The organism is Curtobacterium aurantiacum (assembly GCF_018598555.1).
Taxonomy (GTDB): domain Bacteria; phylum Actinomycetota; class Actinomycetes; order Actinomycetales; family Microbacteriaceae; genus Curtobacterium; species Curtobacterium aurantiacum.
In genome coordinates this window covers 192153-210002 of sequence record NZ_JAHEWN010000002.1, presented here as the reverse complement: position 1 = coordinate 210002, position 17850 = coordinate 192153, and the positions used below count along the sequence as shown (strand labels likewise).

The window sequence follows — 17850 nt, the reverse complement described above, 5'->3', positions numbered from 1 at the left end:
AACCGACTCGGCCTGCACGACGCCGGCGTCTGGTGGGCCCGTTCAGGCGGCGCGCTGGGCGGCCACGTGGGCCAGGACGACCGGGTCCTCGCAGCCGCGGGCGAACCCGGCGATGCGGCGGTCGATGTCCCGCTGCAGCACCAGTGCGCCGATCCGCTCGGCGACCGGCGCGAGCCACTTCGGCCGGCACGTGAAGTTGTAGCGCCAGACGGCCAGGGTGTGCCCGGGCTGGCCGTCGGCCGCCGTGAAGCGCCAGCCGCCGCCCATCCGCTCGAAGAACCAGGAGCCCTTCGTCATCTTCATCCCGACGTTCGACGGCGGGTGGTACGAGACGTACTCGCTCTCCATCGCGAGCCCGAACCGCTGCACCGTGTACGTCCGGACGCCCTTCGCCGGCACGGTCGCACCGTCCATCAGGTGCTGGCGGCGGATGAAGGGGTCCCACCGCTTCCGGATCGCCCCCTGCGTCTGCGAGACGGCGAACGCCACCTGCGGCTCGACCGGGATGACGCAGCGGGACTCGACGACGGGCATGCGCTCATCGTGGCAGGGGTGGTCGTCGCCCGCCGCTCACGCTGTGGTCACACTCAGGAAACCAGCGGGACAGACGTCGCCACCAGCATCGTCGCGTGACCCCACCCCGCTCCCGCCACAGATCCCCCGCAGTGGCCGCCACCGCCCTCGCCCTCGCCGCCGCCGTCGGTGTCCCCCTCCTCGCCGCCGTTCCGGCACCGGCCGCCGCAGCCGCCGCCCCCGCCGCCGACCTCGCCTCCCGCTTCACCCTCGCGGTGCTGCCGGACACGCAGTTCTACTCGCGCTACTCGGCCTCGCAGTTCGTCCCCCGCTACGGCGACGACCCGTTCCACGTGCAGACGGAGTGGCTCGCCGAGCACGCCGACGAGCTGCACATCCCCTTCACCACGCACGTCGGCGACGTCGTCGACCAGGTCGGCCAGGCCGGCGAGTGGCAGGCAGCGGACCGGGCGATGTCGGTGCTCGACGACGCCGACCTGCCGTACAGCATCACGACGGGCAACCACGACGTCCGGAACTCCGCGGACACCGTGTTCGACACCTCGTACGACCTGGCCGCCGAGCCGTACCTGCGCACCTTCCCGGCGTCCCGCGCCACCGGCCAGTCGACCGTCGAGTCCGGCACCGACCGCACCGGGCTGAGCCAGTTCCACGTGTTCGAGGCCGAAGGGCAGCGGTTCCTCTCGCTCGCGCTGCCGTGGCGGGCCTCGGACGAGACCCTCGCCTGGGCGAACCAGGTCATCGCGGCCCACCCCACCCTGCCGACGATCCTCACCTCGCACGAGGTCATCAACATCGCCACCGACGGCCTCACCGCGGTCGACACGGCCTACGGCGAACGCCTGTGGAAGAACGTCATCGCCCCGAACGACCAGGTGTTCCTGACGCTCAACGGGCACTTCCACGGGTCCACGTGGAAGAGCCGCACGAACACCGCGGGCCACGCGGTCACCCAGGTCCTCATCGACCACCAGATGGACTACGAGGGCGGCAACGGCTACCTCGGCCTGATGGAGTTCGACCTGACGAACGGCACCCTCGCGATGCAGACCGCGTCGCCGTGGGTGACGTGGAAGCCGTCCGAGACCCTGACCTCCTACGACCAGCCGCTGCTCGACGCCGCCAACCAGCGCTACACGGTGCCGGTCGACTTCCGCACCCGCTTCGCCGGGTTCGCGCCGGACTTCCGTGCCGGTTCCGCCGACGAGCCGCCGCTCATCGACCGGGCCCGCCAGATGCTGCTCGACGGGTTCGAGGGCGCTCCGCCCGTCACCACCGAGCTCCCCGGTGGCCGCGCCGACCACACCGAGGTCGACGGCACCCTGGCGTGGTGGCGCCCCGGTGCACAGGAGCCCGGCACCCTCGCCCCCGGTGCCACCGTGGACGACGTCGTCGGCGACGCCGACCTCACCCGCATGACCCACGCCGAGTCGGGCTCCCCGACCGCGCAGGACGCCGACGTGACGATCGTCGACGAGGCCCACCCGCTGTCGTCCGACGGCGCCGGGCTCTGCTTCGCGAACGCCGACAAGGCCGCGAAGCGCTTCAGCGCACTGACCTCGCCCGGTGACACCACCGTCGACCGTGCGACGTTCCCGGACGGCTACACGATCGAGACGTTCCTCGAGGTCGACCCGTCCTGGACCGACGGCGCGAACTCGTGGTCGAAGGCCATCGTCCGGAGCGGCAACCGCTCGCAGATCGGTGTCCCGCAGACCCGCTGGGACTGGACCGCGTCGCCGGTCGCCCTCGGCATCTCGAACCTCAAGGAGTTCCAGTGGACCGAGATCACCGCGGACGCTGCGAAGGGTGACCGCACCGCGTGGTCCGGTGAGATCATCCCCGGCCGCTGGCTGCACGTCGCCCTCGTGAACGACGCCGACGCCCGCACCACGACGATGTACATCGACGGTGCTCCGGTGCTCCGCAACGCCACCGACACCGGCGGGCAGACCGTGCAGGACGGCATGCCGTGGCTGTTCGGCAGCGACTGGGTCGACGACGCCGCCACGAACGGCTGGAACGGCTGCATCGGTGAGACCCGCGTGGTCGACCACCCGATCGGTGCCGAGTCCTGGCTGACGGCCCGCGCCGACCTCGACGCGCTCACCGTCGACGAGCCGGGCACCGAGGTCGTCCCGACCGCGATCTCCGGTGACGGACACCCCGGTGCCACCGTCACGCTCTCCGGCGCGGTCGACGGCCGCACCGAGGTCGCCTCCGACGGCAGCTGGACGGTCGAGCTGACCGGCGACGACACCCGACGGGTCGCCGCCGCCCGTGCGGTCGAGACCGGCGCGGCCGAGGCCGTCCAGTCGATCGGCACACGCAGCGGGACGCCCGTCGCGTTCGCGGTCGCGGTGCCCGCCGCGGCCGAGCCGGAGGACCCGGACGCTCCCACGCCCGGTACCCCCGGTGACGGCACGCCCGGTGCCGGTGACGGCACGCCCGGTGCCGGTGACGGTGGCGCGGGAGACGGCGACGCCGTCGCTCCGGCGGTCCCCGTGGTCGTCCCAGGTGCGGACGGTGGCGCGGACGACCGTCCGGTCGCCGACGGCGAACTCGCCTACACCGGCGCACACGGCCTCGGACTCCTCGGCGTCACCGCGCTGCTGCTGCTCGTGACCGGCGCAGCGGTGCTGCTGAGGCGCCGCTTCGCCGGCCTGCCCCGCGTGACCGGCCCCGGAACGGACGCCGGCACCGGTCGCTAGGACGAGGACGGACGGGAGGCCCGGTGCCAGCTGGCACCGGGCCTCCTGACCGTCAGGGGATCAGACCACGGCGCGCAACGCGTCCGCGATGCCCGTCAGGGCCACGTCGAGTTCGTCGGCGACGCGCTGGTGGGTCGCCGTCGAGCGGCGGTACGGGTCGTCCACGTCGTCGTCGGCCGGGTCGGCGGGCGGCGGGACGGTGCCGCGCAGCCGGGCGACGCGCTCCACGAGCTCCTGCGGCGACGTGACGTCGGCCAGGTCACCGGGCTCGAGGCCGGCGAGCACCCGCGCGAACTGCTTGATCGTGAACGTCCGCTTGGACGCCCGGGGCGCCAGGGAGACGGCGGCTGCACGGTGCGACCGCTCGGCGGTCAGCACCAGGTCGGCACGCTCGACGATGTCCGCCGTCAGGTACCGCGACCGGTGCGTCGTCGGGTCACCCCCGAGCCGTACGGACTGTTCGGCCGCGGCGGCGTCCATCGGGGCGCCGTCGTCGGCGATGGTGCCGGCCGACTCGACGACGAACGCCGGGGCGTCCGGGCCGAGCCGCGCCGTCAGGACCTGCGCGCCGAGCGGGGACCGGCAGATGTTGCCGCTGCAGACGAACAGGATCCGCATCGTCACGCTGCGTCGGTGTGTGCGCCGGCTCGCTGGCCGGTGCGCTCGTCGGCACGCTCGTCGGCACCGAGCAGGTCGTGCCGCACGACGATGGCGTCACGGCCGGGGCCGACGCCGATCGCCGAGATCCGGGCACCGGACATCGCCTCGATCGCGAGGACGTAGTCCTGCGCGTTCTTCGGCAGGTCGTCGAAGGTGCGGGCGCCGGTGATGTCCTCGGTCCAGCCGGGGAACTCCTGGTACACGGGCTTCGCGTGGTGGAAGTCGGACTGGTTGACCGGGACCTCGTCGACGCGGACGCCGTCGACCTCGTACGCGACGCACACCGGGATCGTCTCGAGTCCGGTCAGCACGTCGAGCTTGGTGAGCACGAAGTCGGTCACGCCGTTGATCCGCGCGGTGTAGCGGGCGATCGGGGCGTCGTACCAACCACAGCGACGGGGGCGACCCGTGGTGGTGCCGAACTCGAAGCCGTTGGCGCGCAGGAACTCGCCCGACTCGTCGAACAGCTCGGTCGGGAACGGACCGGCGCCGACGCGGGTCGTGTACGCCTTGACGATGCCGATGATCCGCTCGAGCTTGCCCGGGCCGATGCCGGAACCGGTCGCGGCCCCACCGGCGGTCGCGGACGACGAGGTGACGAACGGGTAGGTGCCGTGGTCGACGTCGAGCATGGTGGCCTGACCGGCTTCGAACAGGACGGTCTCGCCGCGCTCCAGGGCGCGGTGGATCTCGAGGGCGGTGTCGGCGACCATCGGGCGCAGGCGCTCGGCGAAGGAGAGGAGCGACTCGACCACTTCTTCCGGGTCGATCGCACGGCGGTTGAAGACCTTGACCAGCAGGTGGTTCTTCTGGTCGAGCGCGGCCTCGACCTTCTGGCGCAGGATGTTCTCGTCGAAGATGTCCTGGATGCGGATGCCGACGCGGTTGATCTTGTCGGCGTAGGTCGGCCCGATGCCGCGACCGGTGGTGCCGATCTGGCGCTTGCCGAGGAACCGCTCGGTCACCTTGTCGACGGTGCGGTGGTAGTGCGTGATGACGTGGGCGTTCGCCGACACGAGGAGCTTCGAGACGTCCACACCGCGGGCGCGCAGGGCGTCGAGCTCCTGGAACAGCACCTCGAGGTCGACGACGACGCCGTTGCCGATGATCGGGGTCACGCCGGGCGTCAGGATGCCGGAGGGCAGCAGGTGCAGGGCGTACTTCTCGCCGCCGACGACGACGGTGTGTCCGGCGTTGTTGCCGCCGTTGAACTTCACGACGTAGTCGATGCGGGAGCCGAGGAGGTCGGTGGCCTTCCCCTTGCCCTCGTCGCCCCACTGGGCGCCGATGATGACTGCTGCGGGCATCTGGTTCTCCTCACGTTGGCGGAGGACCGCACACGGCCGTCCGGGCCGGTGGTCCACCCGAGTCTATCGGCTGGTCACCTCCGCGTCACCCGGCACGACAGCGGTGGACGGTCGGCCCTCTGTCCACAACCTGCGCACCTGGGTGCCCGTCCGGATCGGTCGGAGCACGGTCGGACGCGTCCAGATCCACGACACGAAGGAGCACGACATGAGCGGCCTCGGAGACAAGGCGAAGGACTTCGCCGACAGCGACAAGGGCGAGAAGGCCACGGACGCTGGCCTCGACAAGGCGGGCGACGCCGCGGACAAGGCGACCGGCGGCGGGCACGGCGACCAGGTCGACAAGGCGCAGAACGCGGCGGACGGCAAGATCGGCAGGTGACGTCCGAGACGTCACGGACCGACGGACAGGAGGCGCGGTGCCAGCTGGCACCGCGCCTCCTGTCCGTCGGTCGGAACGTCACGAACCGCCCGACCGGCCCCGCGTCAGCTGCGGAAGAAGTCCTGGTACGACGGGTCACCGACGGGCTGGGAGTGCCCCGGCTCGGCCAGGCGCTGCTCGATCATGGCCTGGATGACGTCCGGCGGGGTGAGTCCACGACGGCGCCATTCGACCGGGTTGGACCGGAGCTGGTTCAGCGTGTTCTGCATGTGAACAACACTGGCACCGCTTCACTAGTTTGTCTAACTACCTGTCCCGAACGCGCGTTCTCATGATGCGTGGGGTGCACGTCGCATGCGCTTCGTGAGCAGAAGAGGTCGGATCCCCACTCGGGACCCGACCTCTTCTGCTCACCATGTGACGCGCGAACCGCGCCGAGCGCCTGGCTAGCGGCGCGTGACCTTCGCGGTCGCCCCGGACTTGGCGGTGCCGTCCTCGTACCCGGAGGCGTGGGCCGTCACCCGCACGCTGATGCGGTGCCCGACGTCGGACGAGCCGAGCTTGTACTTCGTGCCCGTGGCGGACCCGACGGCCTTGCCGTCACGCAGCCACTGGTACTTGTACGTCGCCTTCGTCGTGCTCCAGGTGCCGTGCTTCGCGGCGAGGGTCGAGCCGACCTTCGCCGTCCCGCTCACGGTCACCTTGCTGCCCTCGGCCAGCGCCAGCGTCGGCGGGATCACGGTGATCGTCGACGTGTCGGCCTGCTTGCCCGCCGCGTTGTCGAGGTGGAGCAGCAGCACCGTCGCCTTGGTGACACCCGACGCACGGGTGACCGTGAGGGAGTCGGCGTCGGCGAACAGCACGCCGGTCGCACCGTCCTGCGAGAACGACAGCTTCGGCTTCGACGGGTCGAACGTGGCCGCCTTCGTCTCGTCCACGACCGAGGAACCGCTGGTGGCGGCACCCGGGGCGTAGGCCGACTCCGTCAGCACGGTGTAGTCGAACTTCTTCGACGAACCGATCGCCTTCGCAGCGACGGTCAGCACCTTCACGGAGCTGTCGAACGTGTTGACGTCCTGCCCGGGTGCACCGCCGTTGAGCGGCTGCGCGTCGACCGTCTTGCCCGTCGCCAGGTTGACCGTCGTGGCGAGCGTGGCGTCCACGGTCGCTGACTTCGCGTCGTACACCAGGTAGTCGGGCTCGCCGTCACGGTCCGTGTCGATGAGGACCTCGACGTTGGTCACGGCACCGGGGTTGGCGTCCGGACCAGCGGTCTGCACGCCGAACGCGAGGGTGCCCGAGGCCTTGTCGTACGACGCACCGTAGGAACGGACGTCGGCCGCCTGCAGCGAGCGCGTCGCCGAACCCTCGGGGAACGCCTCGGCCGGGTCGGTGCCGCCGAGCACGAACGGAGCGACGGCGGCGTGGTAGCCGGTCGTCAGTCCGCCCTGGTCGAGCGTGCGGCCCTTGAGCGTGAGCTCGGCCGACTTGCCCGGTCCCGTGAACGAGACCGTGGTCCGGGCACGCACCGCGCTGACGGGCTTCGGTGCCACGTAGACACCGAGACGCATCGGGTTGAGCGTGCTGTCGGTCGGCGCGAACGCCACGATGCCGGAGGCTGCTGCCACGAACTCGCGCTGGTAGCCCTGCTGGACGGCTTCCTGCGTGGGGTCGATGACCCGGCGGAGCTGCGTCGGGTCGGTGACCGAGAAGGTCAGCGTGACCGACGCGGTGCCGTTGGCGGGCACCGTGACCTGCTTCGAGCTGAGCGCGAACGTCACGCCCGGCTGCGTCACCTGCGGCTGGTACGACACGTCGTACGTGTGCGCCGTGCTGTCGGTGTTGTCGATCCGCAGGGTCCGGGTCTCGCTCGTCGCGCCGGCGACCTCGACGACACCGAACGACGCGGTGACGAGCTGGTCGTTGTCGGCGCTGCGGACCGTGGTGCCGGCGGTGACCGCCTGCAGCGCGTCCACACGACCGGTGCCCTGGCGGAGCAGGGTCGCCGAACGGTCGCCGTCCTTCACGTCGTGGGTCGCCGTGTTCATCAGCGCCGCCTTGACCTGCGGGGCGGACCACGTCGGGTGCGACTGGAACGTCAGCGCTGCGATGCCCGCGACGTCCGGCGTGGCCATCGAGGTGCCGCTCATCGACATGCGACCGTCACCGGTGCCGTTGGCCGCGGAGATCACGTTGACCCCGGGGCCGGCGATGTCCGGCTTGACGATGTCGTCGAACGACCCGTGCACGCCACGGCTGGTGAACGACGCGAGCGTGTTCACGGCGTCCGCCTCGGTGGCGACCTCGAAGCCCGTGAGCTCGTCCGCGAAGCGCACGTGCAGGGTCCCCGCCGTGGCGGTGGCCCGGAGGCTCGCCACGCTCTTCGCGGTCAGCTCGGCACCCGGGATGGTCGCGTTGCCACCGACGCCCGATTCGAAGGTGTCGAGCGTCCCCGCGAGGAGCACGCCGACGCCGCCGGCGGCCTCGACGTTGTTGAAGCGCACGCCGGAACCGCACTCGAGCGCGGCGTCCGTCCACTTCAGCCAGACGACCTTGCCCGCGATCTTCGCGGCGTCGGCGGCGCTGAACGCCGCACAGCCGTCGATGTTCGCGGACGGGACGACGACGTCACCCTCGACCGGCAGCGTGCCCTGGAAGTTCTGCGAGTACTGCGAGCGGTAGGTCTTCGCGACGTCGGCCGGGGCCGTGACCTCGACACCGTCGTACAGCGACTGGCCGGTGGCGCTCGCGGCGACGGTGAGCGCACCCTCGGCGTTGCCCGGCGATCCACCGATGTCGGTGAAGTCGTCGGCGTTGCCCGAGGCGATCACGGGGAGCACGCCGCGAGCGGTCAGTGCGTCGATCTTGGCGTTGTCGGGGTCGTCCGGCGCGCCGTAGTCGGAGCCGAGCGACAGGTTCAGGACGTTGATGTCCTTGCCCTCGGTGAGCGCCTGGCCGACCCAGTCGAGCGCGGCACCGGTGACGTCGGTGGAACCGCCGTTGTCACCGAAGACCTTCAGGGCGTACAGGCCGGCTTCGGGCGCGGTGCCCGGACCGATCCACATGTCCTGCACCTGCTGCGTGGTGAGCTTGGTGTAGTCGCCGTCGAACTGCTGCTTGTCGGCGGTCAGGCCGTAGCCGGCGATCGAGCCGGACACGTGCGTGCCGTGGTCGCCGCCCTTGCCGTCGATCGGGTTGTCGTCGGGAGCCGGCACCGGGTCGTAGGAGTTCGGGTCCGTCGGGTCGGCGTTGTAGGTCGCACCGGCGAAGTCGTACCCGCCGAGGAACTTCGACGCGTCGTACAGGCTGGGATCCGGAGCGCCACCGCTCGCGTCCGCCAGGGCCTGCTGGTACGCCTCGGTGGTGCCGGGGCCGCCGAAGTCGGCCTGCGTGTAGTCGAGACCGGTGTCGAGGACGGCGACGTTGACGTCCTTGCCGGTGTGCCCGGTCTGCTGCCAGGCGTTGAGCGAGCGCGTGTAGACGTCACTCGCCGAGTTCTTCGGCGAGACGCCGTCGGCACCGGGCTGGACCAGGCTGGGATCGACGCCCGAGGGAGCGGCGTCGGCGTTCTCGTTGACCGTCGGCTCGACGATCTTCTTCGGCGTGAGCGGGATGATGCTCTCGACGTCGGAGCGCTCCGCGATCTGCCGGAACGCGTCGACGTCGGCGACGACCGCGACTCCGGGGACGGTGTACTCGGTCGAGTAGAGCTCGGTCGCGTCGGCGTCGGCGCGCTTGACGGCCGACCGCACCGCGGCGACGGTCGACTGGATCGCCTCGACGCGGTTCTTGGCCGCGGAGGACTGGGTCCGCGACTTCGTCAGGTCCCCGCCCTTCGCCTTGGCGTCCACTTCGAGGGCACCCTGGCCGGTCGTGCGCACGAACGCAGCGACGGTCTTCGTCGGCTTGGCGTCACGGAGCGGGGCGGAGAGCTTGAGGTCGGCCACCGAGATCCCGGCCGGAGCTGCGGAGGCCGCGCCCCCGACTGCGAGACCGCCACACGCGAGGGCCGCGGCGGCGATGCCGGCGGTCAGGACGCGGGTGAAGCGATGGGGGGTGGGATTCGGGTCGGTGTTCGGTGTTGCACGGTTCAAAGAGGACACTCCTGGCTCAGTCCGTGGTTCGCATGAGATTCCTGTGAAGCTATGCGTTCGTTCTCAGGCGGGACAGTCCGCACTTCGGGGGACACCCCTCGTCCGGGGGTCGCTTCCTGTTAAGTTGCACACCTGTGTGCACGTTATTACGATGGGCAGCGTGACCACCACCGAGCAGCCCTCCCGCGCGCCCCGCCGCGACGCCACGGAGAACCGGGCAGCACTCCTCGACGCGGCGAAGACCTGCCTGCAGCAGGACCCGGACGCCTCGATCGAGACGATCGCCGCGTCGGCCGGGCTCTCCCGCCGTGCGGTGTACGGACACTTCCCGTCACGCGACGACCTGGTGCGCGAGGTCGTGACCGCCGGTGCCGCCCGGATCGCCGCCGCCATGCCGACCAGCTCGGACCTGCAGGAGCTCCCGCCGGCCGCACGCCTCGCCGCCATCGCGGTGACGCTCTGGGCCGAGGTGTCACACGTCCGGTCGATGGCCCGGGTCGCCGTGCGCAGCCCGTTCGCCGAACCCGTCGCCGAGGTGTTCGCGCCGTTGCGCGCACAGGTCCGCCAGGCGTGCGCGCTCGGGATCGACGAGGGTGCCATGCGGGACGACGTCGACCCCGGAACGCTCGGCCGTCTGGTCGAGGGCGCGTGCATCGCCGTCCTCGACGAGGCCACCCGTTCCGGCACGAGTGACGAGGACGGACGGCGCATGGTGGTGGTGTCGGCGCTGGGCATGGCCGGCATCGACTGGCGCACCGCACTGCTCTCCGAACCCGCTGCTCCCGCTCCCGCTCCTGCCCCGAAGGACCACGCATGACGCTCGAACTCGACCACGTCGGTATCGGCGAGGAGCCCGGTGCACCCCTGCCCGTCGTCTCCGCCGTCGCCGCACCCGGGCGCCCGGGGGTCCTCGCTGTCGAGACCGAGCAGGCCCCGGTGCTCGCGTCGCTCGTCGCCGGTGGCCGCATGCAGCCCGACACCGGCCGCCTGCTGCTCGACGGCCACGAGGACCCGGCGGCCGTCCGGCGCTCGTTCGCCCTCGTGGACACCCCAGGGGTCGCCGAGCCCTTCCCCGTCATGACCCTCACGCAGATCGTGCGCGAGGAGCTCGCGTTCGCCGGGCAGCGTCCGACCCGCGCGCACGTCGACACCGTGCTCGACGAACTCGGGCTGCGCGAGTACGGCGACACCCACGTCCAGCGGGTTCCGACGGCCGTGCGCGTCCGACTGCTCGTCGAGCTCGCCCTGCTCCGCGACGGCGTGACCGGCATCGTGATCACCTCGCCCGAGCGGCACGGCGGCGCCGTCGAGGACTGGTTCCAGGTGGTCCGCGACGTGACCCGGCGAGGCGTGACCGTGGTCCTCGTGACCTCGAAGGCCGCCGCCACGACCGTCCAGCACCTGCTCGACACGATCGAGACGCACGACGTCGACACGCACGACGCCGCCGAGTCGCACGACGACGTCGCGACGCTCGCGACGCCCCAGACCGAGGACCCCGAGGACGTGGCCCGAACCGACGGAACCGAGCCGGGCCTCCCGACCGCTCCCCCCGTCACCCAAGCATCCGCAACCGTCCCGACGGAGGCACAGAAGTGACCACCACCTCGCTCGTCCGCGCAGAACTCGCGCGGCTCACCGCGACCCCGCTCGCACGCCTGGCGTTCATCGCGCTGATGATCGTGCCGCTGCTGTACGGCGGCGCGTACCTGTGGGCGAACCGCGACCCGTACGCGAAGCTCGACCAGATCCCCGCCGCGATCGTGAACCTCGACGCCGGTGCCACGCTGGACGGCGACCACGTCGACTACGGCGAGGACGTCACGAAGGAGGCCATCGACGGGGCCGACTTCAAGTGGACGACGACGAGCGCCGCCGACGCCCGCTCCGGCGTCCGCAACGGCACCTACGACTTCGTCGTCACCATCCCGCACGACTTCTCCGAGCACCTGGTGTCCGCGCAGTCCGACGACCCGACGCAGGCGAAGCTCGTCATGACGACGGCCGACACGAACTCGTACCTGGCCTCGACCATCGCCGAGCAGGCGGGCAAGACCATGCGCACCGCCGTCGCCGAGCGCGTCGGCAAGCAGGCGGCGAAGACCCTGCTCGTCGGGCTCGCCGACGTGCGGGACAGCCTCGGCGACGCCGTCGACGGGGCCGATGAACTCGCGTCCGGGACCAAGAAGGCGGACCGGGGTGCGCACACGCTGGCGGACGGTACCGGCAAGCTGTCGTCCGGTGCAGCTGAGCTCGCGTCCGGCACGGCCGACCTGCCGTCGCAGACCCAGCAGCTCGACAGCGGGGCGCAGCAGGTGGCGTCGGGGGCGTCGACCCTGGCGTCCGGGCTGGCGAGTGCGCAGCAGCAGACGGCGGCGCTGCCGTCGCAGACGCAGCAGTTGAACGCGGGGGCGCAGCAGGTCGCGGCCGGCAACAAGCAGCTCGCCGACACGGTCGACTCGTACAGCGCCGACGTCGATTCGCTCCGACCCCTCGACGCAGAGACCGTGATCTCGGGTATCACCGACAACCTGCCCGAGGGTGTCGAGCTCACCGAGGAACAGCAGGCTGCCCTGCAGTCGACCGTCACCGACGCCGTCACCCGGGTCAACACCGCCGGCGCCTCGGCGAAGAGCACCTACGAAACGACGAAGTCCTCGGTGGACAAGCTCCGTGACGGCTCCGCACAGGTCGCAGCCGGTACGTCATCGCTCGCCTCCGCCGCGCCGACGCTCGCGTCCGGCATCTCCTCGGCGGCGACGGGGGCATCCACGCTCGCATCGGGGGCCGCCCAGGTGGCGGACGGCACGTCGAAGCTGGCCTCGGCCGCTCCGACGCTGTCATCCGGTGCGTCGCAGCTCGCGACCGGTGCGAAGACCGCCGACCAGGGCGCGTCATCGCTCGCATCGGGGCTCGACAAGCTCACGACCGGCTCGTCGAAGCTCGCGTCGTCGCTCGACGAGGGCCGCACGAAGATCCCCGCGTCGGACGCCTCCGAGCGTGAGTCGCAGGCCTCGGTCATCTCCGACCCGGTCAAGGTCGGGGACGACAACGTCGCCGCCGCGTCGAACTACGGAGCCGGCCTCGCACCGTTCTTCATCTCACTCGCGGCCTGGATCGGCATGTACGCGCTGTTCCTCATCCTCAAGCCGATCTCGAAGCGGGCCATCACGGCGGTGCGGAAGCCCCTCGCCGTGGTGTTCGGCGGCTGGCTGACCCCGGCGCTCCTCGGCCTGGTGCAGATGGTGGCGCTGTTCTTCATCGTGCGCTTCGCCCTCGACCTGAACGTGGTGCACGTCGGCGGCACGATCGGGATCATGGTCCTGGCCTCGGCGACCTTCGCGGCGATCATCATGGCGCTCAACGTGCTGCTCGGATCGGTGGGGCAGTTCCTCGGCCTGGTGCTGATGCTCGTGCAGCTCGTCACCGCCGGAGGCACGTTCCCGTGGCAGACGCTGCCGGGGCCGTTGGCGGCGCTGCACTTCGCGCTGCCGATGACGTACTCGGTCGACGCGATCCGGCAGACGATGTACGGCGGGAACCTCGGCGCCGCGTGGTCCGACGCGGGCGTGCTGCTCTGTTGGCTGCTCGGGGCGCTCCTGGTGTCCTTCGTGGTCACGGCGCGGCAGACCCGCTCCCGCACGCTGCGCGACCTGCGCCCGAGCCTGATCGGGTAGCGGGGCGCGGCGGCGCGGCACGCCTCGTGAGCAGAAATGGTCGGGTGACGTCAGGTCACCCGACCATTTCTGCTCACGAAGCGCGTTCGCCGAGCGGCTGGTGCACCATCCCGCCGCCGAGGGTGCGCAGGTCGTCGGTCGGCAGGGCCGCACGGGCGTCCGCATCGAGCACGGCGGACGCGTCGTCGACAGGGTGCAACCCGATGCGCTCCCCGGCGGACAGGTCAGCCGGCGACCCGGTGTTCCGCGACAGGGCCCAGACCACGTGGTGCCCGGGGTCGCGGAGTGCCACGGTGGCGAGCACCAGGCGTGTCAGGTCGTCGGGCGAGGTCCACATGAGCAGCCCCCGGGTCGTCGGCGGCAGCGCACCGAACGCACCGATCCGCGCGGACACGATCGACATCTCGTACCGGTCGGCGAACAGGCTGCCGAGCAGTTCCATCGCGGCCTTCGTCACGCCGTAGTACGTGTCCGGACGGGGCAGCCGGTCGCCGGGAACGCTCCCCGGCTGGTCGAGGGGTTCGGGCACCATCCCCACCGCGTGGATCGAGCTGGCCTGCACCACCCGGAGCACCCCGGCGGCGGCCACCCGTTCGAGCACGTTCTTCGTGCCGGTCAGGTTCGCCGCGATCAGGTCGTCCCAGGCGGCCTCGGTCGGGATGCCCGCCAGGTGGACCACGGTGTCGACCCCGGCGAGCGCGTCGTCCAGCACCGCGGGGTCGTTCACCGATCCGGCCACGAACCGCTCCCCGGCGACGATCGGATCGTGGGGCCGCTGTTCGTCGAGCAGCACGAGGTCGTGCCCCGCGGACCGCAGTCGAGGACGCAGGGCGCTCCCGATCCGGCCCGCGGCTCCGGTGATGAGCAGCGTCGCCATGCCGCGGACGCTACCCCCGGCGCGCGAGCAGCGACCTCAGCTGTGCGACCGCGCCGAACGCCGGGGTGTCGAGGTCGGACTTCGTCCACCGGACGACCGCCCAGCCGAGTCGTTCCATCTCACGGTAGCGGCGGAGGTCACGGCTCCACTGCTCGGCGTCGGTCCGGTGGTGGTCGCCCTCGTACTCGATGACGATGTGATGCTCCGGGTAGGCCAGGTCGACCCGGCCGACGAACCGACCGGTTTCGTCCAGCACGTGGACCTGCAGCTCGGGCTCGGGTAGCCCCGCGCGGACGATCGCCAGCCGCGCTCTGGTCTCCTGCGGCGACCCGGCACCCACCCGCACGAGCTCGAGCGCCACACGCAGTCGTCGGACACCCGATCGCGCTCCGGCCAGGGCGACGGCGGCAGCGAGGTCCTCGATCGTCGTCCCGCACCGCCGTTCCGTGACGATGGCGTCCCCGAGCACGACGAGCTGGTCGACCGAGAGCATCGCACCGCAGTCCACCCACAGCGCCGCGGGCGTGCTCGTCGGCATCCCCCACCGCTCCGTCACCCGGGCACGGTCCGGTGTGATGCGGTGCCCGACGACCCCGTGGCGGCGCGGTTGCGCGATCGGCACGGGACTCGTGACGTGCACGGGGCCGTCGTCGGCGACCGGGACCGGGAGCTGCCCGAGGACCGCAGCCGAGACGTGACTGATGAACTGCCCGGGAACCAGGACCGGCCGGAACGCCCGGATCCGGTGGGCCGGGTCGGGCGGACGGTCACGTGCCCAGCGGATGGACCGGGTCGGCCGGATCAGGTCACGCCGTCGGAGTCGTTGTCGGGAGACGCCCGCGCGGTCGGCGGCACCGACGTCGAACGCGCGCCCGCGCAGCGGTGTCGGAAGTGGTCGCGCTCGCATGGCCACCACGTTCGCGCCCCGCGCCCGCTACCCGCGCGCCGAACGCGACTTCTGTGCACAACGCACCCCGGGCCTCCCGTGTGGAGGACCAGCCACGCGTCGATCGTGAGCAGAAATGGTCGGGTCTCCGCCCCGCACCCGACCATTTCTGCTCAAGAAGCGAACCGGCCCGCGCCCGCTACGATCGACGGACGAGCCAACGGAGGTCGAAGCGCATCATGGGAGACGGCAAGCCCGCGACCATCTACGACGTCGCTGCACGCGCCGGGGTCTCGAAGTCCCTCGTCTCCCTCGTGCTGCAGCGCTCCCCCCGGGTCAGCGACCAGCGCCGGGCCGCCGTGCTCAAGGCGATCCAGGAGCTCGACTACCGCCCCTCCACCGCTGCCGTGTCCCTCGCGGGCACCCGCAGCCGCACCATCGGCGTGGTGCTCGACGACTTCCGCAACCAGTGGTTCGTGGACCTGCTCACCGGCCTGCGCGAGAGCCTGCAGGACCAGGGGCACCGGCTCGTGGTCGCCGACCGGTTCCTCAACACGGGGCTCGATGCCTCTCCGGTCGAGGGCTTCCTCTCCATGCGCGTCGAGGGCATCGTCATCGCCGGTGAGCCCACCACCGACCTCGCGATCCCGGCCTCGATGCCGCTCGTCATCGCGGGCGGCCGCGTCGCGATCCCCCGCGCCGACACCGTGGCGAACGACGACCACGCCGGTGGCGGCATCGCGGCGCAGCACCTGCTCGACCTCGGCCACACCCGCCTCGGGTTCGTCGGTGCGAGCTCGGCGGCCTCGGCCGAACGCCAGGCGGGGTTCGAGCAGTCCGCTGTGCCAGGCGCGTCCGTCGTCACGACGGTGCTGCCGGGCGAACCCACCGAAGAGGCCGGTTCCCGCGCCCTGGGCATCCTGCTCGACGAGCACCCGGACGTCACGGCCGTCTTCGCCGCGAACGACGTGATGGCCCTCGGCGCGCTGTCCGAACTCGCCGAACGCGGGCTGCGCGTCCCCGAGGACGTCTCCGTCATCGGCTACGACGACACCCCCGTCGCCGCGATGCGGTACGTCGGCCTGACGAGCATCGACGACCGCAGTGTCGAGATCGGCCGCGGCGCCGGCGAGCGCCTGCTCGCCCGCATCGCGGATCCACGGATCGCCGCGACGGAACTCCTCGTCGAACCCCGCCTCGTCGCGCGCCGCACCACCGCCGCGCGCTGACGGCACCCCGGCCGGGAGGCCCGACCCGCCTCCGCCCCGCCCGCTTCGTGAGCAGAAATGGTCGGGTTCAGGGCCCGTACCCGCCCGTTTCTGCTCACGAAGTCGCGTCAGGCAACTCCGCGTGCTGGACGACCCAGCTGTGCATGACGATCGCCGCAGCGGCCGACGCGTTGATGCTCCGGGTCGACCCGAACTGGGTGATCTCGAGGTGTGCGTCCGCTCCGGCCACCGCCTGCTCGGTGAGGCCGGGGCCCTCCTGCCCGAACAGGAACACGCATCGCTCCGGGATCGTCGCGGTCTCGATGCGCTCGGCACCGGGGGTGTTGTCGATCGCCACGACGGGACGCTGTTCCTCGGCCATCGCGGCGAGGAACGCCTCGACGTCGGGGTGGTACCGGACGTGCTGGTACCGGTCGGTGACCATCGCCCCGCGCTTGTTCCACCGCCGTCGCCCGATGATGTGCACCGTGCCGGCCAGGAACGCGTTGGCGCTCCGCACGATCGAGCCGATGTTCAGGTCGTGCTGCCAGTTCTCGATCGCCACGTCGAACGCGTGCCGGCGGGTGTCGAGCTCGGCGACGATCGCGTCCATCGACCAGTACCGGTAGCGGTCGAGCACGTTCCGGGAGTCCCCCGCTGCCAGCAGCTCCGGGTCGAGCCTCGGGTCGTCGGGCCAGGGTTCCGGGTGCGGCCCCACCCCGTTGGTCGTCAGCTCGTGCGACGGTTCGGGCGCAGTGGTCACCCGACCAGCGTACGGCCGGGCGCGGGCTCAGGCGGTGCGGGCCCAGTGGTCGATGCGCGACTCGATGCCGGCGATCAGGATGTCGAGGCCGAGCGCGAACCGGTCGTCGTAGGAGTGCTCGCCGAGGATCTCACCCACCAGCCGGTGCCGTTCCGGGCGTCCGGCCTCGGAGTCCCCGCGCCCGACCTGCACCCCGGCGTGCCCGACCACGAAGTCGTAGACGACGAAGAAGGTGTACATCGCCTCGGCCGGCGGCAGTCCGGCGTCCTGCAGGGCACCGACGACCTTCGCGACGACGGCATCGGACTCGGTCGAGGCGAGCGGGGCACGCTGGCTGTGCGACTCGAGCACGAGCGGGTGGGTGCGCATCAGGTCGCGGAACGTCGTGGCGAAGGTGCGGACGACGGCGTGCCACTCGTCCGGCCAGACGAAGGTCGCGGTGAACTCGTCGACGGTGCGGCGGACGAGTTCCGCGTGCAGGTCGTCCAGGCCGCCGATGGTCCGGTGCACGGTCATCGGGGCGACGCCGAGCCGCACGCCCAGTGCCCGGAAGGACAGGCGGTCGAGGCCGTCCTCGTTCGCGATGGTCGTGGCGGCGTCGATCACCTGCTCACGGGACAACACGTTCGGGCGGCCTCGGCGTCGTCGCGGCGTCACCTCGAGCTCCGTCTCCGACACCGGGGTGGGTCGGGGCGCGGTGGACGGGGTTCCGGGTTCGACGAGCACGAGGGGGCCTCCTTGATTCGGTACG

The 17850-nt window shown here is 71.5% G+C and carries 15 protein-coding genes; 6 read left to right on the top strand and 9 right to left on the bottom strand.

Annotation, left to right across the window (positions count from 1 at the left end):
* Positions 1-42 precede the first annotated feature (42 nt).
* Positions 43-534: an SRPBCC family protein gene (locus KK087_RS02900; protein ID WP_214564148.1), complete on the bottom strand. Its 492-nt coding sequence runs from the start codon at positions 532-534 to the stop codon at positions 43-45.
* Between the two features lie 131 nt (positions 535-665).
* On the opposite strand from KK087_RS02900, the gene KK087_RS17775 reads away from it, so the two are divergent.
* A complete protein-coding gene (locus KK087_RS17775; protein WP_214564147.1) occupies positions 666-3245 on the top strand; it encodes a LamG-like jellyroll fold domain-containing protein in 2580 nt (859 codons plus the stop codon).
* A gap of 60 nt (positions 3246-3305) precedes the next feature.
* Here the strand turns inward: KK087_RS17775 and KK087_RS02890 are convergent, their stop codons facing one another.
* Together KK087_RS02890 and KK087_RS02885 are read right to left on the bottom strand one after the other, a co-directional pair.
* Positions 3306-3863, bottom strand: a complete 558-nt coding sequence (locus KK087_RS02890; protein WP_250892817.1) for an arsenate reductase/protein-tyrosine-phosphatase family protein — start codon at positions 3861-3863, stop codon at positions 3306-3308.
* A 2-nt stretch (positions 3864-3865) separates the two neighbouring features.
* Positions 3866-5212: an adenylosuccinate synthase gene (locus KK087_RS02885; RefSeq protein WP_214528864.1), complete on the bottom strand. Its 1347-nt coding sequence runs from the start codon at positions 5210-5212 to the stop codon at positions 3866-3868.
* Positions 5213-5420: 208 nt separating this feature from the next.
* Between KK087_RS02885 and KK087_RS02880 the strand changes: the two genes are divergently transcribed.
* The gene (locus KK087_RS02880; protein ID WP_214564146.1) at positions 5421-5594 is read left to right on the top strand and encodes an antitoxin; all 174 of its coding nucleotides are present in this window, start codon (positions 5421-5423) and stop codon (positions 5592-5594) included.
* A 104-nt stretch (positions 5595-5698) separates the two neighbouring features.
* Here KK087_RS02880 and KK087_RS02875 read toward each other — a convergent pair whose 3' ends face one another.
* Together KK087_RS02875 and KK087_RS02870 are read right to left on the bottom strand one after the other, a co-directional pair.
* Positions 5699-5863, bottom strand: coding sequence for a hypothetical protein (locus KK087_RS02875; RefSeq protein ID WP_155896763.1), 165 nt, complete (start codon positions 5861-5863; stop codon positions 5699-5701).
* 177 nt (positions 5864-6040) lie between these two features.
* Entirely contained in the window at positions 6041-9688 is a 3648-nt protein-coding gene (locus tag KK087_RS02870; protein ID WP_214564145.1) for a S8 family serine peptidase, read from the bottom strand.
* 160 nt (positions 9689-9848) lie between these two features.
* Here KK087_RS02870 and KK087_RS02865 point away from each other — a divergent pair, with 160 nt between their 5' ends.
* From KK087_RS02865 to KK087_RS02855, 3 genes are read left to right on the top strand one after another with little or no spacing between them, the layout of a single operon-like run.
* On the top strand, positions 9849-10505 hold the full coding sequence (locus KK087_RS02865) for a TetR/AcrR family transcriptional regulator (RefSeq protein WP_214564144.1): 657 nt from the start codon (positions 9849-9851) through the stop codon (positions 10503-10505).
* A complete protein-coding gene (locus KK087_RS02860; protein ID WP_214564143.1) occupies positions 10502-11287 on the top strand; it encodes a P-loop NTPase family protein in 786 nt (261 codons plus the stop codon). The genes KK087_RS02865 and KK087_RS02860 overlap by 4 nt, the downstream gene beginning before the upstream one ends.
* Entirely contained in the window at positions 11284-13365 is a 2082-nt protein-coding gene (locus KK087_RS02855) for a YhgE/Pip domain-containing protein (protein WP_214564142.1), read from the top strand. The genes KK087_RS02860 and KK087_RS02855 overlap by 4 nt, the downstream gene beginning before the upstream one ends.
* A 73-nt stretch (positions 13366-13438) precedes the next feature.
* On the opposite strand, the gene KK087_RS02850 is transcribed toward KK087_RS02855, so the two are convergent.
* Together KK087_RS02850 and KK087_RS02845 are read right to left on the bottom strand one after the other, a co-directional pair.
* Positions 13439-14242, bottom strand: coding sequence for an NAD-dependent epimerase/dehydratase family protein (locus KK087_RS02850; protein WP_214564141.1), 804 nt, complete (start codon positions 14240-14242; stop codon positions 13439-13441).
* Positions 14243-14252: 10 nt separating this feature from the next.
* Positions 14253-15149 (bottom strand): endonuclease domain-containing protein, encoded by an 897-nt coding sequence (locus KK087_RS02845; protein ID WP_214564140.1) that lies wholly within the window; start codon positions 15147-15149, stop codon positions 14253-14255.
* Between the two features lie 218 nt (positions 15150-15367).
* On the opposite strand from KK087_RS02845, the gene KK087_RS02840 reads away from it, so the two are divergent.
* Complete coding sequence (locus KK087_RS02840) at positions 15368-16357, top strand: LacI family DNA-binding transcriptional regulator (protein ID WP_214528856.1); 990 nt, start codon at positions 15368-15370, stop codon at positions 16355-16357.
* A gap of 94 nt (positions 16358-16451) precedes the next feature.
* On the opposite strand, the gene KK087_RS02835 is transcribed toward KK087_RS02840, so the two are convergent.
* Both KK087_RS02835 and KK087_RS17180 read right to left on the bottom strand, forming a co-directional pair.
* Positions 16452-17099 (bottom strand): TrmH family RNA methyltransferase, encoded by a 648-nt coding sequence (locus KK087_RS02835; RefSeq protein WP_214528855.1) that lies wholly within the window; start codon positions 17097-17099, stop codon positions 16452-16454.
* A 27-nt stretch (positions 17100-17126) separates the two neighbouring features.
* Positions 17127-17825 carry a TetR/AcrR family transcriptional regulator gene (locus KK087_RS17180; protein WP_214564139.1) on the bottom strand — a complete coding sequence of 233 codons (699 nt, stop codon included), beginning with the start codon at positions 17823-17825 and terminating at the stop codon, positions 17127-17129.
* Positions 17826-17850: the final 25 nt, after the last annotated feature.